Raw genomic sequence first — 26,120 nt, 5'->3', positions numbered from 1 at the left:
GCGAGGCATGGAGACCGCTGTCATTGTAAAAGTCGCGGTCAGCGCCGCGCCCTATTCCATTGATAAGCCCTATGATTATCTGGTGCCGGAGCCGCTGCTGGAGGCGGCGGTCCCGGGCGTCCGGGTGACCGTGCCCTTTGGCCGGGGCAATCGAAGCTCCGAGGGCATCATCCTGGCCCGCACCACAGGAGAAAAGTCCCCGGGGCTGAAGCCTCTGGCGTCAGTCCTGGACCGGGAGCCGGTCCTGGATGGTGACGGCATTGCCCTGGCTCTCTGGATGCGGCAGCGGTATTTCTGCACGCTGTTTGAAGCCGTCAAGACCATCCTGCCCGCCGGACTTTGGTACCGCTTTCAGGAGACCTGGTGTCTGGCAGACCCGGCGATGGACCGGGAAAAGGCCGATGCTTTGGCGGCCTCCGTCCGCCGGGCCGGGGGCGTACTGGATGTGCTGTATGCCTGCGGCGGCAGCGCCGGGCTGGAAAGCCTGCGGGACACCTGCGGCGAGGAGGTTTCCGCCACGCTGAAGGCCTTGCAAAAAACCGGAGTGGTGGTCTGCGAAACGTCCGCAAAGCGTAAGATCAGCGATAAGACCCGCCGTATGGTGGAGCTGGCTGTCAGCGCTGAGGAAGCACTGGCGATCACAGAACCAAAACGCCGCAGCGCCCCTATGCGGTATGAGGTAGTGCGTCTGCTGGCCGCCACAGGGCGGGCCTCCAGCGCGGATATCTGTTATTTTACCGGCGCCTCCATGCAGACTCTGCGGGGATTGGAGAAGGCCGGTATCGTGTCGTTTGCGGAGGAAGAGGCACTGCGGGTCCCGGCGCCCCAACAGGTGGAGCCAGGGGCGCCCATCGTCCTGAACGGGGAGCAGCAGGCCGCTTTTGACGGTATCTGCGCCCTGACAAAGAGCGGAAAGCCGGAGGCAGCGCTTTTGTACGGCGTCACCGGCAGCGGAAAGACCCAGGTCTATCTTCGGCTGGTTCAGGAAATACTGGAGCAGGGAAGGACCGCCATGGTCCTGGTGCCGGAGATCGTTCTGACCCCGCAGATCATGCGAAAATTCTCCTCCTACTTCGGAGAGCAGGTGGCCATGCTCCACAGCTCTCTCCGCATGACGGAGCGCTACGACCAGTGGAAGCGCATCCGTCGGGGAGAGGTCCGTGTGGTGCTGGGTACCCGCTCCGCCATCTTCGCTCCGCTGAAAAACCTTGGTCTGGTGATCCTGGACGAGGAGCAGGAGGGCAGCTACCAGTCGGAGAATCCGCCCCGGTATCACACCCGGGACATCGCCAAATACCTCTGCGCCCGGCAGAACGCCACGCTGCTGCTGGGCTCCGCCACCCCGTCGGTGGAGACCGCCTGGGCAGCGGAATCGGGCAGCTATCATAAGGTCCTGCTGCGGCACCGCTATAACGCCCACAGCCTGCCCCAGGTCACCATTGCGGACCTGCGGCAGGAGATCCGGGCGGGGTATCCGGGGCTCATCGGCGCGGACCTGCGCCGGGAGCTGGAGGAAAACCTGAGCCGGGGGGAGCAGAGCATCCTGTTCTTGAACCGGCGTGGCAACAGCCGGATGCTGCTGTGCGGTGAGTGCGGCCATGTGCCGGAATGTCCCCGGTGCAGCGTACCCCTAACCTACCACTCCGCCAACGGGCGGCTCATGTGCCACTACTGCGGCCACTCCCAGCGGGCTACGGAGGTCTGTCCGGAGTGCGGTGGCATCATGAAGCATGTGGGCACCGGCACCCAGAAGGTGGAGGAGGAACTGCGGGAGCTGTTCCCGGAGGCTGGCATCCTGCGGATGGACGCGGACACCGCCACCGGCGGCCATGAAAAACTGCTGCGGCAGTTTGAATCAGAGCGTATCCCCATCCTGCTGGGTACCCAGATGGTCGCCAAGGGACTGGATTTTGAAAATGTGACTTTGGTGGGTGTCCTGTCGGCGGACACGTCGCTGTATATCGACAGCTACCGGGCGGCGGAGCGAACCTTCAGCCTACTGACGCAGGTGGTGGGCCGGGCCGGCAGGGGCGGAAAAACAGGACGGGCTGTCATCCAGACCTATACTCCCGGCAACGAGGTCATTCTCAGCGCTGCCAAGCAGGACTATGACCGCTTTTACGAGAGCGAGATCCGTCTGCGCAAGCTGCGGCGGTATCCGCCCTTCGCGGACCTGTTCACCTTCACGGTGTCAGGCTCGGAGGAGGGAGCGGTGCTGCGGGCGGCGGCAGGTGTCCGGGAGACCCTGCGCCAGCTCTGCGCCCTGCCGGGACTGGCGGCTTCCCAGCCAGAGGTGCTGGGTCCCGCTCCCGCACCTGTTCTGAAGCTCAACAACCGCTATCGCTACCGCGTTCTTCTGGTAGGCCGCAACGACAAGGCCACCCGGGAGCAGGTCAGCTGGCTTTTGAAGGAATTTGCACTGGACCGCGCCAACCGCGGATTAAATATGTTTGTGGACTGCAACACCATGGAGTGAGTAGTCAAGGAGGTAAGCACGATGGCACTGCGTAAAATCGTCACCCAGGGGGAGTCTTGTCTCAATAAGGTCTGCCGCCCTGTCACGGAATTCAATTCCCGTCTCCACGCCCTGCTGGACGACATGCAGGACACCCTGGCGGACGCCAACGGTGCCGGTCTGGCCGCGCCCCAGGTGGGTGTTCTGCGGCGGATCTGCATTGTCATGGACGAATATTCCGGGGAATATCTGGAGCTGGTGAACCCCGAGATCATCGCCCAGAGCGGAGAACAGACCGGTCTGGAGGGCTGTCTCAGCGTCCCCGGCAAGTGGGGCATTGTCACCCGCCCCAACGTGGTTCGTGTCCGGGCTCAGGACCGGGACGGCAACTGGTTCGAGGCCGAGGGGGAGGGTATGAACGCCCGCTGCTTCTGCCATGAGATCGAGCATCTGGACGGCCACCTGTATGTGGAGCACATCGATCATTTCCTGACCGATGACGAGCTGCGGGAGTACCTGGAGCGGGAAGAGGCCGAGGCAGCCGCAGGGGAGGAACAGTGAGTATGCGCATCCTGTTTATGGGGACCCCGGACTTCGCCGTGGCGTCCCTGAAGCGTCTGGTGGAAGACGGCCACGAAATCTGCGGCGTCTTCACCCAGCCGGATAAGCCCAAGAACCGGGGGCACAAGCTGACGCCCTCTCCGGTGAAGGAATACGCCCTGTCTCAGGGGCTGGAGGTCTATCAGCCCCTGAAAATGCGGGACGGCGACGCCTTCTCCATCGTGGAGAAGCTGGCGCCGGAGCTGATCGTGGTGGCGGCCTACGGTAAAATTTTGCCGGAGGATATCCTGAATTTCCCCCAGTACGGTTCCATCAACGTCCACTCGTCCCTGCTGCCCAAATACCGGGGTGCCGCCCCCATCAACTGGGCCATTCTGGACGGGGAAGAGGAGACCGGCGTCTCCATCATGTATATGGCCAAGGAACTGGACGCCGGTGACGTGATTTTGCAGAAGACCACCGCAATTGACCCCCGGGAGGACGCTCTGACCCTGACTATGCGCCTGGCGGAACTGGGAGCGGAGGCTCTGTCCGAGACCTTGGACGCGCTGAAGAACGGCACGGCTGTCCGTATCCCCCAGGACCACAGCAAAATGACTTACGCCTCCATGCTGACCAAGGACATGTCCCCCGTGGACTGGACCCGGTCCGCCCATGCCATCTCCTGCCAGATCCGGGGCCTGATCCCCTGGCCCTGCGCCACCACCGATGTGATTTCTGGTGAGTCCATGAAGCTCTACGCCGCCGAAGAAACCGGAGAATCCACCTCCGCTCAGCCCGGGACCATCGTGGCAGCGGGCAAACTGGGCATTGACATTGCCTGTGGAGATGGCAAGGTACTTCGCTTGACAGAGCTTCAGGCCCAGGGCGGTAAGCGGATGACGGCTGCCGCCTATCTGCTGGGCCATCCCATCGAATGCTGAATTGGAGGTTTCTATGCCTTATTACTACGGCTACGGCGATTTCCTGGCCAATAACATCTATTGCATCCTGCTGATCCCGGTGTTTCTGCTGTCTCTCTGGGCACAGTTCCAGGTCAGCGGCAGCTTCCGCCGGTACAGCGTCGCCAACCGGCGCCATGTCACCGGCGCCCAGGCGGCGGAAGCGGTCCTGCGGGCCCACGGTGTCTACGATGTGCCCATCCGGCCCTGCCGGGGCAGTCTGACGGACCACTATGATCCCCGGGACAACACCATTTATCTGTCCGAGGATGTGTATGCTTCTGCCACTATTTCCGCGGTGGGCGTGGCCTGCCATGAGGCCGGACACGCCGTACAGTACGCTGTGGGCTATGGTCCCATCCGTGTGCGCAGTGCCATCATCCCCGTCACTCAGCTGGGCTCCAAGTTCTCTTTCATCCTGCTGCTGGTGGGCCTGCTGCTGTACAGCCAGCCCCTGTTTCTGGTAGGCATCCTGCTGTTCTCTCTGACTACCATCTTCCAGTTGGTGACCCTGCCGGTGGAGTTCAACGCCTCCCGTCGGGCCATCGCCACCATTGAGGACAGTTACCTGCTGGACGAGGACGAGGTCCGGGGCGCAGAGAAAGTCCTGCGGGCAGCCGCCCTGACCTATGTGGCGGCGCTGCTGATGTCCATGCTGCAGCTGCTGCGGTACGTTTTGATCTTCCTGGGCCGCAATGGCGGCGGCCGCAGGGGAGGAGGCCGCGAATGAGCCGTAAAACTGCCCTGCGTGTGCTGATCGCCTGCCGGACCAAGGACGCCTGGGCGGACGCCGCCCTAAAAGCACAGATCACTAGGGACGGCCTGTCCGGTCCCGACGCCGCTTTGTGCAGCCGTCTGGTTTATGGTGTTCTTCAAAATCAAATGCTGTTGGATTTCTATTTGGGCGCGTACTGCTCTCAGCCTGTTGACCACCTGCAGCCCCCGCTGTCGGATATCCTGCGGCTGGGTGCTTATCAGATCCTGTTCCTGGACAAGGTCCCGGACAGCGCCGCCGTCAATGAGTCGGTCAATCTGGCCAAGCTCTTCAAGCGAGGGCAGGCCGCGGGCCTTGTGAACGCGGTGCTGCGGAAGATCGCCCAGCATAAAAACGACCTGCCCGCCATCCCGGACCGGGACCCGGAACGGTATCTCTCCATCCGGTACAGCCACCCCAAGTGGCTGGTGAAGCGGCTGCTGCCCTATCTGGGCAGGGAAGAAACGGAGACGTTCCTGGCCGCCAACAACGGCATCGCGCCCCTGACGGTACAGGTAAATCCTCTGCGGACTACCCAGGAGGAACTACTGGAAGAACTTACCGCCTGCGGCGTGCAGGCCGCACCCCACAGTTGGGTGCCGGACTGCCTGGAGCTCTCCGGCACCGGAGATCTGACCGCTCTCAAGCCTTTCCGAGAGGGTAAATTTTTGGTGCAGGACCCGGCGGCCCGCCTGGTATCCCTGATTGCGGATGTCCGGCCCGGTCAGCGGGTCCTGGACGTGTGTGCCGCCCCCGGCGGGAAGTCCTTCTCCTGCGCCTTCGCCATGGGAAACCAGGGGCATATCCTGTCCTGCGACCTCCATGAAAACAAGCTGAAGCGTGTCCGGGAAGGCGCTGAGCGCCTGGGTATCACCTGCGTGGAGACCGCCTCCGCCGATGGCCGGTTCTTCCGTCCGGAGTGGGAAAGCGCCTTTGATACCGTGCTGGTGGACGCCCCCTGTTCAGGCCTTGGCATCATCCGGAAGAAGCCGGACACCCGCTACAAGAAGCTGGACGATCTGTTTGCCCTGCCGGTGATCCAGGCGGCCATTCTGGAGAATGTCGCCCAGTATGTACGCCCCGGTGGGACTCTGGTCTATTCCACCTGTACCATCCTGCCCACGGAAAACGAAGAGGTGACCACCGCTTTTCTGGCGGAGCACCCGGATTTTTCCATGGAGCCCTTCTCTCTGCCCCAGCCGGTGGGAGAGACAGAGGGCCGACTGACCCTGTGGCCCCAGCGCCACGGGACGGATGGCTTTTACATCTGCCGCATGACGCGGCGTCCGTGAGGTCCTTTTTATGATCGATTTGAAATCCATGACGCTGGAGGAGATCACCGATACCCTGCGGGACATGGGAGAACCTGCTTTCCGTGGAAAGCAGGTGTTTACCTGGCTTCACAAGGGTGCGGTGAGCTTTGACGAGATGAGCAATCTCTCCAAGTCCCTCCGGGAAAAGCTGGCGAAAACCTGCTTCATCACTGCTCCCAAGGTGGCCCGAAAGCAGGTCTCCCAGCAGGACGGCACCATCAAATACCTCTGGGAACTGCAGGACGGCAACTGCATTGAGTCCGTGCTGATGCGCTATCACCACGGCAACACCGTCTGCATCTCCTCCCAGGTTGGCTGCCGCATGGGCTGCGCTTTCTGCGCGTCTACCATTGCTGGCAAGGTGCGGGACTTGACACCCGCTGAAATGCTGGACCAGGTGCTGTTCACCCAGCTGGACTCCGGCTTAGACATCTCCAACATCGTGCTGATGGGCATCGGCGAGCCCATGGACAATCTGGATACCGTGCTGAAATTCCTGCAGCTGGTGAATCATCCCGACGGTATGAATATCGGCATGCGGCACATCTCCCTGTCCACCTGCGGCGTTATTCCCGGCATCCGGCGGCTGGCGGAGCTGAAGACCCAGCTGACGTTGTCGGTCTCCCTCCATGCACCGGACGGGGAGACCCGCTCCAGAATCATGCCGGTGAACCGGGCGTATCCGGTGGAGGACCTGTTTGCGGCCTGCCATGACTACTTCAAAAAGACCGGCCGCCGGATTTCCTTTGAATATGCCATGATCGATGGCGTCAACGACCAGGACTGGCAGGCGGATCTCATTGCTGCCAAGCTGAAAGGGATGCCCGGTCATGTGAATCTGATCCCGCTCAACGATGTGGTGGAGAGCCCCTTCAAGCCCTCCAAGCGCATTGCTGCCTTCCAGAGAAGGTTGGAGTCTCACGGCATCACCGCCACGGTGCGGCGGAGCCTGGGCGGGGATATTGACGCCTCCTGCGGACAGCTCCGCCGGAAGGCTATGGAAGAAGCAAAGAAAGGAGAGAAGCCGCTATGATGCATGCTTGGGGGATCACCGATATCGGTCTGGTCCGAAAAGAGAATCAGGACGCGTACATGATCCATGAGGCTCCCGACCGTACCATCTGTGTGGTCTGTGACGGCATGGGCGGCTCTGCCGGTGGGCAGCTGGCCAGCCAGATCGCCACCAGGACCTTTATGGAAGAGGCTGAGAAAGTCCTGACACCGGAAATGGAACCGGAACAGCTGCGCTCCGCCTGCGCTTACGCGGTCTCTCTTGCCAACAACGCTATCCGGTCCGCGGCTGAAGAAAATGAGGACTACCGGAACATGGGCACCACACTGGTGGCCGCCGTATCCTATGCGGACGGTGTTGTGGTCACCAACGTGGGAGACAGCCGGGCCTACCATATCTGCGAAAACGGCATCACTCGCATTACCAAGGACCACTCTCTGGTGGAGCGCATGGTGGACCTGGGCGATATCACCGCCGAGGAGGCCCGTCGCCATCCCAACCGCAACCTCATTACCCGGGCGCTGGGTCCGGATGCCGACGCTAAGTGCGATGTTTACATCTGTCCTATGAAAGCAGGGGAGTACCTGCTTCTCTGCACCGACGGTCTGGTGAACACTGTCACCGACCAGGAGATGCTCTTTGAGGTCATCCACCGCGGCAGTCCCGACTCCTGTCTGGAGCGGCTGCTGGAGATATCCAAAAGCCAGGGCGCACCGGACAATGTGACGGTGGTCCTGATGCAGAAGCTGTGAGAAAGGGGGTAAGACCATGGATCCTTACATTGGAAAAATGCTGGACAACCGCTATGAGATCCTGGAGCGTATCGGCACAGGCGGCATGGCGGTGGTCTATAAAGCCAAGTGCCACCGGCTGAACCGGCTGGTAGCGGTCAAGATCCTGAAGGCCGATCTGGCCCAGGACGAGGATTTCCGTCGCCGCTTCAACGCGGAATCTCAGGCGGTCGCACAGCTGTCTCACCCCAACATCGTGTCGGTCTATGACGTGTCCCGCGGCGGTGATACCGAGTACATCGTCATGGAGCTGATCGACGGCATCACCCTGAAACAGTACATGGAGAAGCGGGGACAGCTGAACTGGCGGGAATCCCTGCACTTCATCACCCAGATCATGCGGGGCCTGAGCCACGCCCACAGCCGGGGCATCATCCACCGGGACATCAAACCCCAAAATATCATGGTCCTGCGGGACGGCAGCGTGAAGGTGGCTGATTTCGGCATCGCCTGCCTGGAAAACTCCGCCCAGACCCTGACCCAGGAGGCCCTGGGCTCCGTCCATTACATCTCGCCGGAGCAGGCCAGGGGAGACCGGACCGACGCCCGCAGTGACATCTACTCCGCCGGTGTGGTGCTTTATGAGATGCTGACGGGCCGACTGCCCTTCGAGGGGGACAGCGCTGTTTCCGTTGCCATCCAGCACCTGAGCTCCATTCCCCTGGCACCCCGCGAGATCAACAAGGACATCCCGGAGCAGCTGGAGCTGATCTGCATGAAGGCCATGACTGCGGACCCGGATAAGCGGTATCCTTCCGCGGACGCCATGATCGCCGACCTGGAGGCCTTCCGGAAAAATCCAGGGGTCAGCCTGGATTTTGAGCTCTCGGATCTCCGTCCGGAGGAAACCGATGAACCTACTCAGTTGCTGCGGACCGGCGGCACCCGGACCGCGACAACACCAGCGCACCACCGGACCCAGCCTTCCCGGGAACAGCCCCGGCGGCGGGACTACGAGGAGGATGACCCCGCTCCCAAATCCAGCTGGAAGAAGACAACATTGTTAGCCGTGGCCGGCCTGCTGGCCGCAGCCCTGGCTTTTACACTTCTTTCTTCCATTCTGAAATCCGTCAATACGCCGGTGGACCAGTATGTGGTCAAGTCTGTACTCGGACTGACCGTGGAAGAGGCCGAAGCATTGGACGGCGTAAAAGACATCTTTGAGATCAAGTTAGCGGATGAGCGGGTATTCAGCGATATCTATCCCAAAGACACCATCGCAAAACAAAGTCCGGCGGAGAACGATATCCGCAAGCCCAATACGGTCATTGAGGTCTGGCTCAGCGCCGGCGAGGACAAAGGCACCATGATCGACGTGACGGGTATGACCATTGCCCAGGCCGACCGTGCTTTGTCCAATCTGAAAGAAAAGTACAAGGTGACCATAGAGATCCCCGATGAATCGGAGTACCAGTTCCACGACACCGTGGAGGCAGGCCACATCATCTCCACCATCCCCGCCAAGGATGAGGAGCTGAAAAAAGGGGATACCATTACCCTGGTGGTCAGCAAAGGCAGAGAGATCAAAGAGATCACGGTGCCGCAGTTCGTGGGCATGACCTATGACCAGGCTCTGAAACAGATGGAAAATTCCGGTTTGAAGTGCCTGGGCGCCGATACGGTTGACAGCGAACGTCCGGGCGGCGAGATCATCTGGCAGAGCCTGGACGCCTACAGCACCGCCAAGGAAGGTGACGGCATTTCCTTCAAGGTCAGTTCCGGACTGTCCACCGTCCGCAAGGAGTTCACGGTGAAGCTGCCTCAGGATGACCGGACCACGGTCGAACTGACGGTCTATGTGGGCAACGAAACGGAACCCCAGTTCTCCGCCACGCTGAACTGCAGTGACGAAGTAGCCGCCGTTACTGTCAGCGGCAGCGGCAACCAGTTTATCAAGGTCTGCTTTGACGGGATCATGGATCAGGCCCAGAGTCACTATCTGCCATTCGTCTGAAATGGAGCGGGCTATGGTCAAAGGACGTATTCAAAAAGCCCTCAGCGGCTTCTATTATGTGGATACCGGCAATGAGCTTCTGACCTGCCGCGCCAGGGGGAAATTCCGAAAGGACGGGATCTCTCCCCTGGTGGGTGACCTGGTGGAGGTCCGGGAACTGGGAAACGGCGAAGGCTTCGTAGAGAAGATCTTACCCCGGCGCAACGCCTTTGCCCGTCCTGCCGTGGCCAACATCGACCAGCTGGTGGTCATTGCTTCCGGCGCTATCCCCCGGACAGACCCCTTTCTCATTGACCGGGTGGCAGCCATTGCGGCCCTGAAAGGGTGCGAGGTCATCATCCTGCTGAACAAGTGCGATCTGGACAGCGCCGACGAGCTCTACGCAATTTACCGGGCCGCGGGCTTCCAGACTCTGCGGGTCAGTGCAGAAACGGGAGAGGGTTTGGAGGCGCTGAAGCCTCTGATCGCTGGAAAGCTATCCGCCTTTACAGGGAACTCCGGCGTTGGAAAATCCAGTATTTTGAATGCGCTGGACCCGGAGTTTCACATCCAGGTAGGGGAGGTCAGCGACGCCCTGGGCCGTGGCCGCCACACCACTCGCCATGTGGAGCTGTTCCGGCTCAACTGCGGCGCAGAGGTGGTGGATTCCCCCGGATTCTCCTCCTTTGAGACTGACGAGCTGAACCTGGAGCTGAAGCACCGCCTGCCGGAGACCTTCCGGGAGTTTGCCCCCTATCTGGATCGGTGTCGATTCGTAGGCTGCAGCCACACCAAGGAAAAAGGCTGTGCCGTGCTGGAGGCTGTCCGTCGGGGCGACATTCAAAAGAGCCGCCACGACAGCTATCTGCGGCTCTATGAGGAGCTGAAGCCCCTGAAAGACTGGCAGGAAGGCAAAAAATAATGGTACCGCCGAAGGCAGTCAACCTTCGGCGGTATTTTTTCGCACCTTGGACGGCCTCTCCCGTATATACTGGTTCAGAGGAAAGGAGGCGTGGCATCATGTTTCGTGGCAACAGAGACGGCTGCCGGATCCTGGGCATCTGCGCTGTGGCCCTGGGGGCCGGGATCCTGATCGCGGCCATCTTCCCGGTGGGCGCCCTGCTGTTTTTGGTGGCATTTCTGCTGATCGCATGCGGCTGCGCCTGCTGCCGGCGTTAGAAAGGAGCATTGATATGAACATCGTGGTCTGGAGATCCCCCAAATTCCTGCGCGGCATCCTGCGGAAATTGTTCCACATCCAGGCATAAGCGCTCCCGGCGGTTCATAGAGTAGGACATGAACTGCCAGGAAAGGAAGGGACCCTTCATGGAGCTGGAATTGAAAAAAGCGTGCCTGGACGCATATGAAACAGGGGGAGAATTGACCCTGACCCAGGAGGAAACGGCGGAGACCATCGTGCCGGACTACTGCCCGGACATCGCCCGTATCATCACCACCGACGGAAAGGTCTACATACACAGCCGGGAACTGCGGGACGGGAAAGCGGAGGTCTCCGGTACAGTCCGTGTCACGGTGCTGTACACGCCGGAGGCAGAGGGCGGTATCCGAACGCTGGAATTCGCCATTCCTTTTACCGCCGAGAGCGACAGCCGGGGTCTGCCTGGCTGTACCTGCCTGACGGCCGACACAGAAACGGAATTTCTGGAGACCAGAATGCTGAATCCCCGGAAGATCTTTACCCACTGCAAGCTGGTGACCCGCATTACGGGATACCAGAAAACTCCCATCAGCTTCTGTACAGATGTGGAGGCAGATCAAGAGCTGCGGGTGGAAAAACGGCAGGAGCGGCAGCATGCGATTCTTTTAACGCAAATATCTGAAAAGGATTTTACCTTTACAGAAGAAATGAACCTGTCGCCCGGCCGCAGCGGTGCGGCCGAGCTGCTAACCAGTCAGATCAACAGCACGGTCACGGAGACGAAAATCGTCGGCAGCAAGCTGATCTTCAAAGGTGTCTTTTCCGTCTCTGTGCTGTACCGTACCGCCGAGGGAAGCTGCGGTTCCACTTCCGCCGAGCTTCCGTTCTCCCAGATCATGGAGATCGAAGGCGCTCCGGAGGGAGCTGATCCGTCGCTGCAGCTGCAGCTGACCGGGACGGACCTTCAGATCGACGGAGACGACCCTGAGGGCCGCCAGATCGCCGTGACCCTGTACCTCCATGCCACCGCGCTGCTGCGGGAGGAACAGGAGCTGACGCTGCTGAATGACCTGTACTCCACAGCCTATGATATGACCTACGACGCCGCGCCGCTGGCACTCACCGGATTTTTCGAGAGCATGTCCCGCCGCCAGACTGTGCGGGAGGTACTGGAGATCGGAGTAGTGGCGGAATCCGTGCTGTCTCTGAATGTCTGCTGCGGCGCCGTGTCCGTCAGCCGGGAGGGGGACTATACAGTCCTGCGGACCGGAGCAGCGGTCCGGGTCCTCTATCTGGACGAAGGAGGCGTGCCTCTGATGGCGGAGCGGTGTATCGACGTCAGCTGCCAGCTGGAGCTGCCCGCGGGCTGCAAGGTGACGGCCCGGGCAGTCTGCGCGGAAGAGGCACAGAGCAGCCTTGGGGACCGGGGGATCGAAGTGCGGTTCCCGGTGGACTTCCGGGTGGAGGCCGTCAGCCGTGTGAAGCGGGTGTGCATCTCCGCCGCAAAACTGGACACAGAATCGCCCAAGGATCTGACGGGAGCGCCGTCCCTGGTGCTGCGGTGTCTGGGCAGACAGGAGACCGCCTGGGACCTGGCCAAAAAATACAACACCACCATCCACGCCATTCTGGCGGCCAATCAGCTGGAAGGGGAGGGGGACATCCCACAGGAAAAGCTGCTGCTGATTCCCCGGAAGCGGGCCTGAATCGAAAAACAGCGGACGGAAAACTCCGTCCGCTGTCCTTTTGCAATTGATCAGTTTTCCGCGTAGCGGGCCAGGAACTGCTTTGTACGTTCTTCCCGGGGATGCTCGATGACCTGGTGAGGATCTCCCTGCTCCACGATTACGCCGCCGTCCATAAAGATGATCTGGTCCGCCACATCCCGGGCAAAGGCCATCTCATGGGTGACGATAATCATGGTGGTCTTCTGGTCCGCCAGGGAGCGGATGACCTTCAGCACCTCGCCGGTGAGCTCCGGGTCCAAGGCAGAGGTGGGCTCGTCGAAGCAGAGGATGTCCGGTTTCAGCGCTAGCGCCCGGGCGATGGCCACACGCTGCTGCTGGCCGCCGGAGAGCTGGTGGGGATAATGGCCAGACCGGTCCGCCAGGCCCATCTGCGCCAGCAGTTCCTTGCCGTGGACCTCAATATCTGCAAGAATGTTAGCCTTGTTGGCCTTGAAATCGGGCTGTTCCTTGGCCAGCAGCTGGCTGGCCAGAGTCACATTCTGTAGAGCCGTGTACTGAGGAAACAGGTTGAAGGACTGAAACACCATGCCGAAGTGAAGGCGCTTTTTGCGGATTTCGCTCTCCCGCTGGGTATCGGGGTCCGCAGCGTCAAACAGGGTCTTGCCCTGGACCACAATCTGACCCTGGTCAGGCGTCTCCAAAAAGTTCAGGCACCGCAGCAGGGTGGTTTTTCCGCTGCCGGAAGATCCAATGATCGCCAGCGCCTGTCCCTGCTCCAGGGAGAAGCTGATGTCTTCCAGCACCCGGGTCGCCCCGAAATGCTTTTCAATGTTGTGTACTTCCAAAATTGCCATATCAGCACCCCTTTAACGGAAATAATCCAGCTTCTGCTCCAGCCGTCCCAGAAGAACCGTCAAAATACCATTGAAGATGAGATAATAAACTGCGGTGAAGAACAGCGGCCAGATAGCGCCGGAGATGCCCTGGGAGCCCTTCAGGAAGGCCTGACCGGCCCAGATGATCTCCTGCAGCGCGATGATGCGGGCCAGGGAAGTATCCTTCACCAAGGTGATAATCTCATTGGACATGGGCGGCACAATGCGTTTGATCATTTGGAGAAGGGTGACCTTGAAGAAAATCTGGCTCTTGGTCATACCCAGCACCATTCCGGCCTCCTGTTGGCCCTTGGGCACGCCCTGGATGCCGCCCCGGTAGATCTCGGAAAAGTAACAGGCGTAGTTGAAAATGAAGGCCACTGCCGATGCGATGAAGCGGCCGGTCTCTCCGCTGCCCCACCAGTTGTTCTTCAGCACCAGGCCGGGGAAGTAGTAGATGATCAGCAGCTGGATCATCAGCGGAGTACCGCGGACGACCCAGACGATCAGCCTTGTCAGCCAACGCAGCGGGGAAAAGCGGCTCATGGAGCCAAAGGCAATGATCAAACCCAGAGGGATGGCGCCGATCAGCGTCACGAAGAACAGCTTCAGCGTCTGCAAAAAGCCGATGTTCAGGGAGTGGAGAACCACCGGCATCTGTTCAAGTATCAGTTCCATAGATAGAATCGCCCTGCTTTCTCTGTTTGGTAGGGTGGGGTAAACCGCCAAAAACAGAGAGCGGAGGTCCGCTCTCTGTTTGGTATGCGGAAAAGGGAAGATGCTTACTGCGCGATCAGAGCAGCCTGGACACCATAGGTCTCAGCGCACTCGAGCATGGAGCCGTCAGCGTAAGCGGCGGCAAAGAAGTCGTTCAGCGCGGCGGCCAGGTCGGAGCCCGTGCGGAAGCCAACGCCGTACTCCTCGCTGTTCAGACCCACGGTGTAGGTCAGGTCGGCATAGCCGGTGCCCTCGCCAACCATGGCAGCAGCCATCAGGGAGTCGATCACAGCGGCGTCAGAGGTGCCGGCGGCAACTTCCATCAGCGCGTCGGACTGGGCCTTGACGGGGGTGAAGTTGTAGCCAAGAGCGTCAACTTCCGCCTCACCGGCACTGCCGGCCTCCACGGCGAAGGCCAGGTCGGCACAGGCCTCAACGGTCTGGTACTGGTCAGCCTTGTCGGCGGGAACGATGACCACCTGGGCATTGATGCAGTAGGCATTGGTGCACTCCATGGCGCTGGTGACCTCATCGGTCAGCGTCATGCCGTTCCAGACACAGTCGATGGCCTGGCTGTTCAGCTCCAGAACCTTGTTGTCCCAGTCAATCTCCACAAACTCCACGTCCACGCCCAGGCTCTCGGCAAAGGCCTTGGCCATGTCGGCGTCAAAGCCGATCCAGTTGCCGTCGGCGTCCTTGTAGTCCATGGGCTCAAAATCGGTGATGCCGACCACCAGCACGCCCTTATTCTGGACGTAGGCCATGTCGCTGTCAGCGGTGGGCTCCTCAGCGGGAGTTTCGGCAGGCTGTTCCGCGGCGGGCTTTTCCTCGGCAGCGGGCTCTTTCTTGGCGCCGCAGGCGGCCAGAGACAGGACCATCACGGCGGCCAGCAGCAGAGCAAACAACTTCTTCATATCAAAATCCTCCAAATCTTTGGGCGGCTGCCCAATCGTTTATTACGGTAGTAGTTTACCATGCTAAATTATTGCTGTAAAGGAGGAAAAGGAACGAATCCTGGAGAAAGAAACCATTTGCTTTTGTGCAGTTTGCCAAAGAAAGACGGGCCGTCATACTTTGCCGTCATGGGACATAGAGTAAATCAAGACGATGGCCGGAAAAGGCAGACTCCATGCGAGGGGCTGCCAAATCTGAACAGGCGCCGTCAGGTGCATGGAGGTTGCTATGAATACCAGTATCTATCAGAATATCGCCACCCGCACGGCGGGGGATATCTACATCGGTGTGGTGGGGCCGGTCCGCACCGGCAAGTCCACCTTCATCAAGCGGTTCATGGAGACCCAGGTGATCCCCAACATCGAGAATGTCTACCGGAAGGAGCGGGCCCGGGATGAGCTTCCCCAGAGCGGCTCCGGACGGACCATCATGACGGCGGAGCCCAAGTTCGTCCCCGAGGAGGCGGCCCAGATCCAGCTGGAGGGCGGCGCGGCCTTCTCCGTGCGGCTCATCGACTGCGTGGGCTATATGGTGAAGGGCGCCATCGGCCAGTACGAGGATGATGCTCCCCGCATGGTGACCACCCCCTGGTACGACCATGAGATCCCCATGACGGAAGCGGCGGAGATCGGCACCCGGAAGGTCATCGCCGAGCACTCCACCATTGGCATCGTCATCACAACCGACGGCACTGTGGCAGATATTCCCCGGGAGGACTATCTGGAGGCAGAGGATCGGGTTATCCGGGAGCTGCAGGAGTTAGGGAAGCCTTTCATCGTTCTGCTGAACTCCCAGGACCCCCGCAGCGACCGGGCCCAAGCCATCACCCGGGATATTGCCTCCCGGTACGAGGTCAACTGCGTGCCGGTGAATTGCCTGGAGCTGAACGAGGACGCCGTATCGGCCATTCTGAAGGCCGTCCTGTACGAGTTCCCCATGCAGGAACTGGACCTGTTCCTGCCGCCCTGGGTGGACGCCCTCCCTCCGGACCATCCCTTGAAGGAGGGACTCTACGAGGCGGTGCGAAAGACCACAGCCCAGCTGCATCACATCCGGGAGGTGGACGGCGTCATCGCGGCCCTGCGGGATTGCGACAGCATCAGCGAGGCCGCTGTCACCTCTATCGACCTGGGCACCGGCGTGGCGACGGCGGAGCTGCGGCTGCCCAGAGGCCTGTTCTACCAGACCCTGTCGGAGCAGTCCGGCTTCCAGGTAGGGGACGACGGCGATCTGATGAGCCTGCTGACCCGCCTAGCGGAGGTCAAGAAGGAATACGACAAGGTAGCGGGCGCCCTGAAAGATGTGCGGGAGACGGGCTACGGCATCGTGGTGCCCGGTATCGACGAGCTGAAGCTGGAGGAGCCGGAGATCATGAAGCAGGGAGGCCGGTACGGCGTCCGCCTGAAGGCCAGCGCCCCCAGCATCCACATGATCCGGGCGGACATTGAGACGGCGGTCAGCCCCATTGTGGGCAACGAGAAGCAGTCCGAGGACATGGTGAATTATCTGCTGCAGGAGTTTGAGGGGGATACCAGCAAGATCTGGCAGTCCAACATCTTCGGCCGCAGCTTCCACGAGCTGGTCAGCGACGACCTGCAAACCAAGTTGAAACGCATGCCGGAGGACGCCCGGAAAAAGCTGCAGGAGACCCTGACCCGCATTATCAATGAGGGCAGCGGTGGACTGATCTGCATCATTCTGTAAAAGAGAAAGCACCGGATATCCGGTGCTTCTTCTTTTATGGCAGTTCCTTTGGGAATGGCTTGCGGGCATATGGGGCCAGACGCGGGTCGCAGACGCCCAGCGTGCGGTAGTTCGCCCGTCCCTGATTCAGGGTCAGGCCGTGGTTCTCATCACTGGGTTCATCGTTGAAGGCAATGAATAGGTCATTCTCCCACATGCACACCGGACAGATATAGGCCAAGGCGTCGGCGGGGGAGCCCGGGAAGGTCAGACAGCCGCAGCAGGGGCACGGAAACTGTTCTGCCTTCATAACGCCGTCCCTTTCTTCGGCACATACAGCCGCGTCAGGTCAACGCCCTCCAGCGCAAGCAGAAACTGTTTTTTCTCGATCCCCCCGGCATATCCGGTCAGGCTGCCGCTGGCCCCCACCACCCGGTGGCAGGGGATTAGAATGGAGATGGGATTGTGGCCTACGGCACCACCTACCGCCTGGGGAGCTGTGGGGATACCGCGCTCCCGGAGTTTGCGGGTGATCTCACCGTACGTGGAAGTTTCGCCATAGGGAATTTCCAGTAGCAGCTTCCAGACCGCCCGGCGGAATGGACTGCCCGGAGGCGCCAGAGGCGGCAGGGCAGGGAGGGGGGTACGGGAAAAATAGGTCTCCAGCCATGCTCCCGTCTGCCGGAACACTGGAAGGTCCGGCTGCTCCTGGGTCTCGCCGTCCAAAGTGGCGGCAAAATATTTCTGGCCTTCTAGCCAGAGGCCCGTCAGAGCCTCGCCGTCAGAGGCCAGATACAGTGGCCCCACTGGCGATGGGATGGTTTTGATATAGAACAACTGTCTCAGCTCCTTCCTTTTTTCAGTATACCGGCTTTTGGCTGGACTTGCAAGCTGCGGCAAGACGTGTTACCATAGAAAAAAGATCATTGGAACGAAAGGAGTGGGGCCTGTGCTGCTTGCCATCGATGTGGGCAATTCCAACACCTCCATCGGCCTGTTTGACGGGGAACAGCAGCTGAAATTTCTGGCGTCCCTGGACACGGACAGCCGGAAAACGGCGGATCAGATCAGCATTGACCTGATGAATCTCTTTACCCTGTACCATTTCGACTACCGGCAGGTCACAGGCGCCATTCTGTGCAGCGTGGTGCCGCCGCTGAACTTTATGATGGAGAAGGCGCTGACCCGTCTGCTGGGGAAACCGCCCATGGTGGTGGGCCCCGGTGTCAGGACCGGGCTCAACATCCGCCTCACTGTTCAGACCCAGGTGGGCGCGGACATCGTGGCGGATGCTGTGGCGGCACTGGAGCGGTTCCAGCCGCCTATCATCACCATTGACATGGGTACCGCCACCACCATCGGCGTCATCTCCGAAGGACGCACCTACGAGGGCGGCATGCTGCTTCCGGGGGTCAACGTATCCCTGGAGGCCCTTAGCCGCCGTGCAGCCCAGCTGCCGGCCATCTCCCTGCAGCATCCCAAGGCACTGATCGGCAAGAACACCGAGGACTGTATGCGCTCCGGCATCGTCTACGGCACCGCCGGCATGCTGGACGGCATCATCGACCGTATCCGGGAGGAGTTCTCCGGCCGGGAGGTCAGCGTGGTGGCCACCGGCGGCAATGCCCCGGTCATCGTCCGCTACTGCCGCAACCCCATCGTCTACGACAAGTATCTGCTGATGAACGGCCTGTGGACCATCTACCAGAAGAATAAATGAGAAAAAAGAAGGACTGGCTCGCCGCCAGTCCTTTTTGATGTCTGTTACTGCCGCTCCTGCAGCCAGCGTTCGGCGTCTGCGGCAGTGCGAGCCATGCAGGAGACCGCTTCCACAGGATGGGCGCCCACAGCAGTCTCATTGGTCAGCATCACGCCGTAAGCACCATCCGCCACAGCGTTGAAAATGTCAGAGACCTCCGTGCGGGTGGGAATCGGGTTGCGCTCCATGGAGGCCAGCATCTGGTTCACCACTACGAAGGGCTTTCCGGCCTTTCGGCAGGCGGCAGAGATGTCCTTCTGCACGGCAGGCAGCTGCCACAGCGGCATGTCGTTGCCAAGGTCGCCCCGGGCAATGACGATAGCGTCCGCATAAGGGAGGATGCTGTCCAGGTTATGCGCACCTTCCACTGTTTCAATCTTGGCGTGAATCTCCAGGTAGCCGGCGCCGTTTTCCTCCAAAATTCGCCGCAGTTCCACCAAGTCCTCGCCGCTGTGGACAAAGGGCTGCATCAAGGCGGTGACCCCGAAGTCGGCAGCCTGACGGATGTTCCGGATATCCCGCTCCGTGGAGACCGGCAGGCGGATGTCCTTGCCGGTGAGCTTGATGCTCTTGTTGCTGGTGAGCTTTCCGCCCCGGACCACCCGGGTCAGCGCCCGGTCTGTGCCAGTCGTCAGAACTTCCAGGGCCAGCTTGCCGTCGTCCAGCAGCAGTTCATCACCAACCTTCATCTCCGGGAACAGCACGGCGGGGACTTTGATCCCGCCTTCACCTAGAGCCAGCTCCGCGCCGTCCACCAGCTCCATGGGGGCCACAGAACCGATGCGCAGTTCAGGGCCCTGCATGTCAATCAGTAGCTGGGGGTGAGTGCCGGTAACTTCTGCGGCAGCCCAGAAAGCATCCAGCAGTTCCCGGCTGTCGGCCAGGTCACAGTGGGACAGGTTCAGCCGCATGCCGGTCAGTCCAGAGCGCAGCATGGCCTCCAGCATCTCCTGAGAGGCACAGGCGGGGCCCAGAGTTCCGTATATCTGCGTCATAAGTATTCCATCCTTCCATCTTCTCTTCCGCCGAAAAGAGCAGCGGAAATTCCAAACATGTACCTTTATATCACATTCCGCGGCTTGAAAATACCTGACATGAAAAAAAGGGGAAGCAATCATGCTCCCCCTTGATAGCCGAATTGCATCAGCACCGAAACCACACTTCCGTTCCGGAAGTCCATGCCGATCCGGTCCATGAGGTGCAGGGAGTCCGGAACGCCCTGGGTAATTTTTGCCACGCCGTCTTTGGTGGTCACGGAGACCTTGCAGCCCGCTGAACGGATGACAGCCTCTGCCATGGTGTTCCACTTCCCTCTGGGATAGACGAACGCCACGGGACGGGTCCCTGTCTTTCGCTCGATCTTGTTCAGAATGGTATTCGTATCGGTTCCCAGCAGCTCCACATATTCCGTCCAAGACTCCTTGGGGGCTTTCAGGACCCCCAGACGGCCGCCCTCAGAAGTCTGGTCGTTGTGCATCTGATCGGTATGAGCCTGGAAGGATACCAGCCCGCTGTCCGCCATCTCCCGCACCTCATCCCATTTCAGACCCCAGCTAGAATATTGGATGGCGCCGCCGATCAGGGCGATTTCCGCCTTCATATCCAGTTCCTGCAGAATGGGGTACAGGTATTCATAGTTGCTCCGGTAGCCGTCATCCACGCTGATAACGATGGGCTTTTCCGGCAGCGGCGTCCCGTTCTCCACAAAATCTATGAGCTGGGTATAGGTCACCGTGTGGAACCCGGCGTCCTTCAGCTCCTGCATCTGCCGTCGGAAGACCTCCGGCGTTTTGGAGTAGCCGCTGCCCAGATAGGAGATGTCGTGATACATCAGGATGGGCACCTGCACGCTTTCTCCGGGTTCGTTTGACTCTTTGATTTGCAGGGCACGGTTCAGCAGGGAAGCGGCAGCGGCCCGGGTCAGGGGTGACTGAGGCCGGAAGGTGCCGTCCTCATATCCTGTAATGAGCCCCAGGCGGGCGGCAGCCTGTACATAGGGCCGCCTGGCCCAGCCAATCTCATTCTGGTCCTGAAAACGGATAGCAGCGCCCCGCTGCTCCAGCTCCTCCGGAAACAGGGCGTTCACCAGCAGCTTGGCGGCAAATTCCCGGGTGATAGGTTTGGTGCGGCTGGTCCGGGTCAGTTCCTCCTCCTCGAACCACCCGGCGTACTGACCGAAGGCCATGGCAGGCTCCGCCCAGCGGTCGCCGGTCTCCAGCTTCCGGTCATCCATGCCCCAGGCCCGGCAGACCATGGAGAGAAACGCCTGACTGCTGACGCTGTCACCGGGACGGAATTTTCCGCCACTGCCCTGGATCAGCCCCCGGGTCTCTGCCGCCATGATGGCATCATAAGCCCAGTGGCCTTTGGGCACATCGGAAAAGGAGGCCGCATCCGCGCCTACCGGCAGCATCCCGAAGCATAACACCAGTGCGAGAAGCGCACCCAGCAGTCTGCGCAAATCCATCACCTGTCCTTTCTGTATGATAGTAACCATTATGCCAGTTACGGCGAGAAAACATGTGAACAGTTCCTTAAATCTTGCCAGGTGCAGCGTGTAACATAAAAAAGAAGCGGCAAGCCGCCGCTTCTTTTCAGATCATATGCTTTTGGAAACGCTTATTTCGCCAGGACCTTCTTCAGCTTGGCGAAGCGGGGCAGGGAATCCTGCTTGGGCAGCTTGGGCTCGCCCTGTACCAGGGGCAGCACGTAGTCGATGAAGGGCTTCTCCACGCCATTATGAGCGGCGTTGATCCACTCCAGGGGGACCTTCTTCTCGGTGTTGGCCACATCGGTCAAGCCCAGCAGCTTGGTCTTGCAGACGTACTTGCCGTCCTCGTAGGTGCGCTCGAAGCCCACCATCTTGTCGGTGATACCGGCAACGGCGTTCTCCACGGCAGCCTTGCCGGACATGTAGGACTCCTCAATATCGGTCTCAGAGGCCAGGTGGGCGCCGCAGCGCTGCAGCAGGCTCAGCTCGATGCCGCGGACCTTGGCGCCGGTCTTCTCCTTTACGATGTTGGCCAGCAGGGAAGCCAGGCCACCCAGCTGGGCATGACCGAAGCCATCGGTAGCAGAGGTCTTGGCCTCGGAAACGAAGGTGCCGTCGGCGTAGTGGATGCCCTCGGACACGGCCACCATGCAGTTGCCCTTCTCCTTATAAATACGCTCCACGTCAGCCAGGAAAGCGTCCATGTCGAAGTCCACCTCAGGCAGGTACACCAGATCGGGACCGGCGCCGTAAGCGGTAGCCAGAGCGGCAGCACCGGCCAGCCAGCCGGCGTGACGGCCCATGATCTCGATGATGCAGACCATGCCGGTGTCATACACGCGGGCATCCTGATAGACTTCCATGCAGCTGGTGGCAATGTACTTGGCAGCGGAGGCAAAGCCGGGGCAGTGGTCGGTGCCGTACAGGTCGTTGTCGATGGTCTTGGGCACGCCCATCACGCGGCACTCATAGCCGACCTTCTGCATATACTTGGAGATCTTGTTGCAGGTATCCATGGAGTCGTTGCCGCCGTTGTAGAAGAAATAGCGGACATCGTACTTCTTGAAGATCTCCAGGATGCGCTTGTAATCGGTGTCGTCCACATCGGGGTCCGCCATCTTGTAGCGGCAGGAGCCCAGAGCGGAGGAGGGAGTATACTTCAGCAGCTCCAGCTCGGCGGGGTCCTCCTGAGCCATGTCGAACAGCCGGTCATTCAGCACGCCCTTGATGCCGTGCTCGGCACCCAGAACGCGGGTGATATTGGGATTCTTCAGGGCAGTGTCAATGACACCGTAGACACTGGCATTGATGACGGAAGTAGGACCGCCGGACTGGCCGACGATACATGCGCCTTTCAGTTCGCTCATGAGAAAAAGCCTCCTCAAAAAATATGTTGTCTTATGGGAAAAATCAGCGTACCTATCATATCATTGAAAAAAAGAATTGTAAATACTTGCAATTTAATTTTTCTGTGATATTATCATAAAAGAAAATCGTTTTCGCCTGCTTGAAGCACCGTATTTGACAATCTGTTAACGAACCCCTTATTTTCAGATCGTCCGGTGCCGAGAGGGACGGGACAAATAAAGAACAGGAGTGAAACATTATGGCACTGGTTACCACTACCGAAATGTTCAAGAAGGCCTACGACGGCGGCTACGCCATCGGCGCTTTCAACGTCAACAACATGGAGATCGTCCAGGGCATCACCGAGGCTGCCAAGGATCTGAACGCCCCCCTGATCCTGCAGGTCTCTAAGGGCGCCCGCGCCTACGCCAACCACACCTATCTGATGAAGCTGGTGGAGGCTGCCGTCATCGAGACCGGCCTGCCCATCTGCCTGCATCTGGACCACGGCGACAGCTTTGAGACCTGCAAGAGCTGCATCGACGGCGGCTTCACCTCCGTCATGATCGACGCCTCCAGCAAGCCCTTCGCTGAGAACATCGAGATCACCAAGAAAGTCGTCGAGTATGCCCATGACCACGGTGTTGTGGTCGAGGCCGAGCTGGGCACTCTGGCCGGCGTGGAGGATGAGGTGAGCGTTTCTGCTGAAGATTCCTCCTACACCCGTCCCGAAGAGGTTGAGGAGTTTGTCTCCAAGACCGGCTGCGACTCCCTGGCCATCGCCATCGGCACCAGCCACGGCGCCTACAAGTTCACTCCCGCCCAGTGCACCCGCAACGAGAAGGGCATCCTGGTTCCGCCTCCCCTGCGTTTCGATGTGCTGGAGGAGGTCTCCAAGCGCCTGCCCGGCTTCCCCATCGTTCTGCACGGCTCTTCCTCCGTGCCCCAGGACTTCGTCGCCAAGATCAACAAGTTCGGCGGCAAGATGCCCGACGCCGTCGGCATCCCCGAGGAGCAGCTGCGTAAGGCCGCTTCCATGTCCGTCTGCAAGATCAACATCGACTCTGACCTGCGTCTGGCCATGACCGCCAGCATCCGTGAGTACATGGCTGAGCATCCCGATCACTTCGATCCCCGCCAGTACCTGAAGCCCGCCCGCGCCGCCATCAAGGAAATGGTGGCCCACAAGATCGTGGACGTGCTGGGCTGCGACCACAAGGCCTGATCAAAACCCTCGAAACAGAGAGACGCTCGGCGTCTCTCTGTTTTTTTGTGCTCTCCGGACTATCTGCAGCATAGACTTGAGAAAAAGGGGAGGGGCGGCTATGCGATTTTTGCGAGATTATGACCGGCAGGCGGCGGTGCTCTACGCCCATCAGTGGGCCTATGGCCGGAATCCGGCCTATTACGACTATGAAAAGCTGGGGGGAGACTGCACCAATTTCGCTTCTCAGTGCGTCTATGCCGGTGCTGGCATTATGAATTTCACGCCTACCTTCGGCTGGTACTATATCGACGCCAACCAGAAAGCCCCCGCCTGGACCGGAGTGGTCTACTTCTGGAACTTCATGACCCGCAAGACCCCCTCCGTGGGGCCGGTAGGGGAATCAGCCGGTCTGGAGGACCTGCTGCCGGGGGATATCGTCCAGCTGAGCTTCAAGGGCGAAACCTTCCAGCACTCGCCGGTGGTTGTGTCCGTGGGGAACCCCATTACACCGAACAATGTGCTTCTGGCCGCCCACAGCTACGACGCCGACTGGCGGCCACTATCCAGCTACGAATATCGTAACATCCGGTTCCTCCACATCACCGGAACCATCCGGCCCTGAAAATTAAAGAACCGTTCACACATTTTGGAAATGACCTGTTATCATGGAGTCAACACGAAAGAAGGAGGACTCCTTATGAAAAAACTCCTGTCCTGCCTGCTGGCGCTGGCCCTGACGGCGGCTCTGCTGGTGCCCGCGGCCTCGGCAGAGGGATACACGGATGTTCCGGCTGAAAGCGCCTTGGCGGCGGAAGTCCGAAAAGCCGTGGACTACGGTCTGATGAACGGCTACAACGCCAATACATTCGGTTACAGGGACTCCATGACCCGTGCCCAGTTCGTTGCGGTGCTGGTACGGATGATGGGCTGGAAGACCATGGTGCCGGAGAAAGCCTCCTATTACGACGTTCCCCCCGGCAGTGCCTGGTATGAGATCATTGAGACTGCCGCGGCCCACGATGTGACAGGGACTGATCCTTACTTCCGCCCCAACACGCCCATCACCCGAGGTGAGATGGCAGAGTTGCTGGTGCGGGCACTCAGGCTTAAGGCAGTTGCCCGTGATGCTGAAAAGGAAAACTCCTTGCCATTTACTGATGTGACAGACCGGAAGGGTTACATCGCGGTGGCCTATGAGATCGGCATGACCAAGGGAACCTCTGCAACCACCTTCTCGCCCAATACCACCGCTACCCGCGCTCAGGCGGCGGCTATGCTGGTGCGCATTTATGAGAAGATCAGCCGGGAGACCGATTTCGCCCACGGCTTCTACGCCATCTCCTCTTACAGTCAGCTGGAACTGGGTCAGACGCTGGACGCTGTCAGCGCCGGCTGGAGCCGCATGACCTGGGACGGTGCCCAGGCCAAGCTGGTGACCACCCGGGACGGCGGCAACGAATACTATGTGCCGGACAGCTATCAGGAGGTGACGGAGTCCCTGGAAGACCTGCACCTGAGCGTCTTTATGGACGGCCAGAGCCTGAAAGACATGCTGTCCACGGCGGAGGGCCGGACACAGGCCATGCGTCAGATCATCCAGGGGATTTCCGTCAACTACGACGCTATCGGCAAAAATCCCTATCAGGGCGTCACCCTGGACTTTGAGGGCCTGCGGGCTGCCCAAAAAGCGGACTACACCGCCTTTTTGAAGGAACTGCGGCAGGAGCTGAACAGGCTGAACAAGTCTCTGTATATCTGTGTGCCTCCGGTGCTGTCCACCGGGGCCTATTACGACGGCTATGATTACGCCGCCATCGGTCAGCTGGCGGATAAGGTCATCCTGATGGCCTACGACTACGATGCCCGGGATATGAGCGGCTTTGAGGGCGGCTTCTATTATCAGACCGCGGCCACAGCCCCCATCGGCCAGGTATATCTGGGGCTCAAGGCCCTGACTGACAGAGTGGACCCAGCCAAGGTGGTTCTGGGCTTCAGTTGTAAAAATGTGGCCTGGCAAATTGACGAGGCTGGCAAGCTGGTCTCCGGTAAGCCCATATATCCATCCACGGAAACAGCTCTGAAACGATTGGCACAGGAGGACACAGAGTGGGGCTGGTCCCAGGAGTACCAGCAGTCCTACGCCGTCTACACCACAGAGGACAGCAGCCGGTATTTCCTCTGGTATCAGGATGGACGCAGCGTGGAGACCGCCCTGCGAGCGGCAAAGCTGCTGGGTGTCACCGGCGTGTCAGTCTGGCGGCTGGGCACCATCCCCATGGAGAACAGCTGGAGCTGGTCCGGCCTGCTGAACAAATAAACAGGGCAGGGAAGATGCCCTTATCAAAATGCGGCAGCTCCCAATTGGAGCTGCCGCATTTTCGAATCTTTATTGTTCCTTTTTCTTCGTTTTTTTAACGTGTGACAAGGGATTTGCCTTTGCAGCGACCCGCAGGGATTCGTTGTCGATATGGGTGTAGATC

24 protein-coding genes are annotated in these 26,120 nt (G+C 59.9%); 16 read left to right on the top strand and 8 right to left on the bottom strand.

Annotated features, from left to right (window positions below; translation table 11 throughout):
* Window positions 1-7 precede the first annotated feature (7 nt).
* From priA to JQM66_RS05275, 11 genes are all read left to right on the top strand, one after another.
* Entirely contained in the window at window positions 8-2,476 is a 2,469-nt protein-coding gene (gene priA / locus JQM66_RS05325; RefSeq protein WP_235228847.1) for a replication restart helicase PriA, read from the top strand.
* Window positions 2,477-2,497: 21 nt separating this feature from the next.
* Entirely contained in the window at window positions 2,498-3,016 is a 519-nt protein-coding gene (def, locus tag JQM66_RS05320; RefSeq protein ID WP_235228846.1) for a peptide deformylase, read from the top strand.
* Between the two features lie 2 nt (window positions 3,017-3,018).
* Complete coding sequence (gene fmt, locus JQM66_RS05315) at window positions 3,019-3,939, top strand: methionyl-tRNA formyltransferase (protein WP_235228845.1); 921 nt, start codon at window positions 3,019-3,021, stop codon at window positions 3,937-3,939.
* Between the two features lie 13 nt (window positions 3,940-3,952).
* Window positions 3,953-4,687, top strand: a complete 735-nt coding sequence (locus tag JQM66_RS05310) for a zinc metallopeptidase (protein ID WP_235228844.1) — start codon at window positions 3,953-3,955, stop codon at window positions 4,685-4,687.
* Window positions 4,684-6,003, top strand: a complete 1,320-nt coding sequence (gene rsmB / locus JQM66_RS05305) for a 16S rRNA (cytosine(967)-C(5))-methyltransferase RsmB (RefSeq protein ID WP_235228843.1) — start codon at window positions 4,684-4,686, stop codon at window positions 6,001-6,003. Before JQM66_RS05310 ends, rsmB begins: the two co-directional genes overlap by 4 nt.
* Window positions 6,004-6,013: 10 nt before the next feature.
* A complete protein-coding gene (gene rlmN / locus JQM66_RS05300) occupies window positions 6,014-7,057 on the top strand; it encodes a 23S rRNA (adenine(2503)-C(2))-methyltransferase RlmN (protein ID WP_235228841.1) in 1,044 nt (347 codons plus the stop codon).
* The gene (locus JQM66_RS05295) at window positions 7,054-7,788 is read left to right on the top strand and encodes a Stp1/IreP family PP2C-type Ser/Thr phosphatase (RefSeq protein WP_235228840.1); all 735 of its coding nucleotides are present in this window, start codon (window positions 7,054-7,056) and stop codon (window positions 7,786-7,788) included. The genes rlmN and JQM66_RS05295 overlap by 4 nt, the downstream gene beginning before the upstream one ends.
* Window positions 7,789-7,804: 16 nt before the next feature.
* The gene (gene pknB, locus JQM66_RS05290; RefSeq protein WP_235228839.1) at window positions 7,805-9,781 is read left to right on the top strand and encodes a Stk1 family PASTA domain-containing Ser/Thr kinase; all 1,977 of its coding nucleotides are present in this window, start codon (window positions 7,805-7,807) and stop codon (window positions 9,779-9,781) included.
* A gap of 13 nt (window positions 9,782-9,794) precedes the next feature.
* Window positions 9,795-10,682 carry a ribosome small subunit-dependent GTPase A gene (gene rsgA, locus JQM66_RS05285; RefSeq protein WP_235228838.1) on the top strand — a complete coding sequence of 296 codons (888 nt, stop codon included), beginning with the start codon at window positions 9,795-9,797 and terminating at the stop codon, window positions 10,680-10,682.
* A 98-nt stretch (window positions 10,683-10,780) separates the two neighbouring features.
* Entirely contained in the window at window positions 10,781-10,939 is a 159-nt protein-coding gene (locus tag JQM66_RS05280; RefSeq protein ID WP_235228837.1) for a hypothetical protein, read from the top strand.
* Window positions 10,940-11,086: 147 nt separating this feature from the next.
* Window positions 11,087-12,625 (top strand): DUF3794 and LysM peptidoglycan-binding domain-containing protein, encoded by a 1,539-nt coding sequence (locus JQM66_RS05275; protein ID WP_235228836.1) that lies wholly within the window; start codon window positions 11,087-11,089, stop codon window positions 12,623-12,625.
* A gap of 50 nt (window positions 12,626-12,675) precedes the next feature.
* Here the strand turns inward: JQM66_RS05275 and JQM66_RS05270 are convergent, their stop codons facing one another.
* The 3 genes from JQM66_RS05270 to JQM66_RS05260 form a co-directional block, all read right to left on the bottom strand.
* A complete protein-coding gene (locus JQM66_RS05270) occupies window positions 12,676-13,461 on the bottom strand; it encodes an amino acid ABC transporter ATP-binding protein (protein WP_235228835.1) in 786 nt (261 codons plus the stop codon).
* A 12-nt stretch (window positions 13,462-13,473) separates the two neighbouring features.
* Window positions 13,474-14,139 (bottom strand): amino acid ABC transporter permease, encoded by a 666-nt coding sequence (locus JQM66_RS05265; RefSeq protein ID WP_456238718.1) that lies wholly within the window; start codon window positions 14,137-14,139, stop codon window positions 13,474-13,476.
* A gap of 125 nt (window positions 14,140-14,264) precedes the next feature.
* Window positions 14,265-15,113 (bottom strand): transporter substrate-binding domain-containing protein, encoded by an 849-nt coding sequence (locus JQM66_RS05260; protein ID WP_235228832.1) that lies wholly within the window; start codon window positions 15,111-15,113, stop codon window positions 14,265-14,267.
* A 268-nt stretch (window positions 15,114-15,381) separates the two neighbouring features.
* On the opposite strand from JQM66_RS05260, the gene spoIVA reads away from it, so the two are divergent.
* Window positions 15,382-16,857 (top strand): stage IV sporulation protein A, encoded by a 1,476-nt coding sequence (gene spoIVA / locus JQM66_RS05255; protein WP_235228831.1) that lies wholly within the window; start codon window positions 15,382-15,384, stop codon window positions 16,855-16,857.
* A 34-nt stretch (window positions 16,858-16,891) separates the two neighbouring features.
* Here spoIVA and JQM66_RS05250 read toward each other — a convergent pair whose 3' ends face one another.
* Window positions 16,892-17,146 (bottom strand): CPCC family cysteine-rich protein, encoded by a 255-nt coding sequence (locus JQM66_RS05250; RefSeq protein WP_235228830.1) that lies wholly within the window; start codon window positions 17,144-17,146, stop codon window positions 16,892-16,894.
* Window positions 17,143-17,673 carry a methylated-DNA--[protein]-cysteine S-methyltransferase gene (locus tag JQM66_RS05245; RefSeq protein WP_235228829.1) on the bottom strand — a complete coding sequence of 177 codons (531 nt, stop codon included), beginning with the start codon at window positions 17,671-17,673 and terminating at the stop codon, window positions 17,143-17,145. Before JQM66_RS05245 ends, JQM66_RS05250 begins: the two co-directional genes overlap by 4 nt.
* A 112-nt stretch (window positions 17,674-17,785) precedes the next feature.
* Here JQM66_RS05245 and JQM66_RS05240 point away from each other — a divergent pair, with 112 nt between their 5' ends.
* The gene (locus JQM66_RS05240; protein WP_235228828.1) at window positions 17,786-18,556 is read left to right on the top strand and encodes a type III pantothenate kinase; all 771 of its coding nucleotides are present in this window, start codon (window positions 17,786-17,788) and stop codon (window positions 18,554-18,556) included.
* Window positions 18,557-18,600: 44 nt separating this feature from the next.
* Here the strand turns inward: JQM66_RS05240 and pyk are convergent, their stop codons facing one another.
* The 3 genes from pyk to JQM66_RS05225 all read right to left on the bottom strand — a co-directional run bounded on the left by pyk (window position 18,601) and on the right by JQM66_RS05225 (window position 22,453).
* Window positions 18,601-19,590, bottom strand: a complete 990-nt coding sequence (pyk, locus tag JQM66_RS05235) for a pyruvate kinase (RefSeq protein WP_235228827.1) — start codon at window positions 19,588-19,590, stop codon at window positions 18,601-18,603.
* Window positions 19,591-19,709: 119 nt separating this feature from the next.
* The gene (locus JQM66_RS05230) at window positions 19,710-21,062 is read right to left on the bottom strand and encodes an S-layer homology domain-containing protein (RefSeq protein WP_235228825.1); all 1,353 of its coding nucleotides are present in this window, start codon (window positions 21,060-21,062) and stop codon (window positions 19,710-19,712) included.
* A 152-nt stretch (window positions 21,063-21,214) separates the two neighbouring features.
* Window positions 21,215-22,453, bottom strand: coding sequence for a 6-phosphofructokinase (locus tag JQM66_RS05225; protein ID WP_235228824.1), 1,239 nt, complete (start codon window positions 22,451-22,453; stop codon window positions 21,215-21,217).
* Window positions 22,454-22,692: 239 nt separating this feature from the next.
* Here JQM66_RS05225 and fba point away from each other — a divergent pair, with 239 nt between their 5' ends.
* The 3 genes from fba (at window position 22,693) to JQM66_RS05210 (ending at window position 25,957) form a co-directional block, all read left to right on the top strand.
* On the top strand, window positions 22,693-23,658 hold the full coding sequence (gene fba / locus JQM66_RS05220; RefSeq protein WP_235228823.1) for a class II fructose-1,6-bisphosphate aldolase: 966 nt from the start codon (window positions 22,693-22,695) through the stop codon (window positions 23,656-23,658).
* Between the two features lie 100 nt (window positions 23,659-23,758).
* Complete coding sequence (locus JQM66_RS05215; protein ID WP_235228822.1) at window positions 23,759-24,262, top strand: amidase domain-containing protein; 504 nt, start codon at window positions 23,759-23,761, stop codon at window positions 24,260-24,262.
* A 75-nt stretch (window positions 24,263-24,337) separates the two neighbouring features.
* Window positions 24,338-25,957, top strand: a complete 1,620-nt coding sequence (locus tag JQM66_RS05210; RefSeq protein WP_235228821.1) for an S-layer homology domain-containing protein — start codon at window positions 24,338-24,340, stop codon at window positions 25,955-25,957.
* The last annotated feature ends 163 nt before the right edge of the window (window positions 25,958-26,120 follow it).

This window comes from Oscillibacter valericigenes (genome assembly GCF_021531915.1).
GTDB classification, from domain to species: Bacteria; Bacillota; Clostridia; order Oscillospirales; family Oscillospiraceae; genus Oscillibacter; species Oscillibacter valericigenes_A.
Note: the sequence above shows the minus strand (reverse complement) of the source record. Positions and strands in the feature narration are given on the sequence as shown.

Bases quoted from the DNA above. Each gene is read 5' to 3' on its own strand.
- fmt (WP_235228845.1), top strand. From the start codon at position 3,019: ATGCGCATCCTGTTTATGGGGACCCCGGACTTCGCCGTGGCGTCCCTG.
- JQM66_RS05310 (WP_235228844.1), top strand. From the start codon at position 3,953: ATGCCTTATTACTACGGCTACGGCGATTTCCTGGCCAATAACATCTAT.
- fba (WP_235228823.1), top strand. From the start codon at position 22,693: ATGGCACTGGTTACCACTACCGAAATGTTCAAGAAGGCCTACGACGGC.
- JQM66_RS05210 (WP_235228821.1), top strand. From the start codon at position 24,338: ATGAAAAAACTCCTGTCCTGCCTGCTGGCGCTGGCCCTGACGGCGGCT.
- JQM66_RS05265 (WP_456238718.1), bottom strand. From the start codon at position 14,139: ATGCCGGTGGTTCTCCACTCCCTGAACATCGGCTTTTTGCAGACGCTG.
- pknB (WP_235228839.1), top strand. From the start codon at position 7,805: ATGGATCCTTACATTGGAAAAATGCTGGACAACCGCTATGAGATCCTG.
- JQM66_RS05215 (WP_235228822.1), top strand. From the start codon at position 23,759: ATGCGATTTTTGCGAGATTATGACCGGCAGGCGGCGGTGCTCTACGCC.
- JQM66_RS05280 (WP_235228837.1), top strand. From the start codon at position 10,781: ATGTTTCGTGGCAACAGAGACGGCTGCCGGATCCTGGGCATCTGCGCT.
- rsgA (WP_235228838.1), top strand. From the start codon at position 9,795: ATGGTCAAAGGACGTATTCAAAAAGCCCTCAGCGGCTTCTATTATGTG.
- JQM66_RS05295 (WP_235228840.1), top strand. From the start codon at position 7,054: ATGATGCATGCTTGGGGGATCACCGATATCGGTCTGGTCCGAAAAGAG.
- JQM66_RS05230 (WP_235228825.1), bottom strand. From the start codon at position 21,062: ATGGATTTGCGCAGACTGCTGGGTGCGCTTCTCGCACTGGTGTTATGC.
- spoIVA (WP_235228831.1), top strand. From the start codon at position 15,382: ATGAATACCAGTATCTATCAGAATATCGCCACCCGCACGGCGGGGGAT.
- def (WP_235228846.1), top strand. From the start codon at position 2,498: ATGGCACTGCGTAAAATCGTCACCCAGGGGGAGTCTTGTCTCAATAAG.
- JQM66_RS05275 (WP_235228836.1), top strand. From the start codon at position 11,087: ATGGAGCTGGAATTGAAAAAAGCGTGCCTGGACGCATATGAAACAGGG.
- JQM66_RS05250 (WP_235228830.1), bottom strand. From the start codon at position 17,146: ATGAAGGCAGAACAGTTTCCGTGCCCCTGCTGCGGCTGTCTGACCTTC.
- rlmN (WP_235228841.1), top strand. From the start codon at position 6,014: ATGATCGATTTGAAATCCATGACGCTGGAGGAGATCACCGATACCCTG.
- JQM66_RS05260 (WP_235228832.1), bottom strand. From the start codon at position 15,113: ATGAAGAAGTTGTTTGCTCTGCTGCTGGCCGCCGTGATGGTCCTGTCT.
- JQM66_RS05270 (WP_235228835.1), bottom strand. From the start codon at position 13,461: ATGGCAATTTTGGAAGTACACAACATTGAAAAGCATTTCGGGGCGACC.
- priA (WP_235228847.1), top strand. From the start codon at position 8: ATGGAGACCGCTGTCATTGTAAAAGTCGCGGTCAGCGCCGCGCCCTAT.
- JQM66_RS05225 (WP_235228824.1), bottom strand. From the start codon at position 22,453: ATGAGCGAACTGAAAGGCGCATGTATCGTCGGCCAGTCCGGCGGTCCT.
- rsmB (WP_235228843.1), top strand. From the start codon at position 4,684: ATGAGCCGTAAAACTGCCCTGCGTGTGCTGATCGCCTGCCGGACCAAG.
- pyk (WP_235228827.1), bottom strand. From the start codon at position 19,590: ATGACGCAGATATACGGAACTCTGGGCCCCGCCTGTGCCTCTCAGGAG.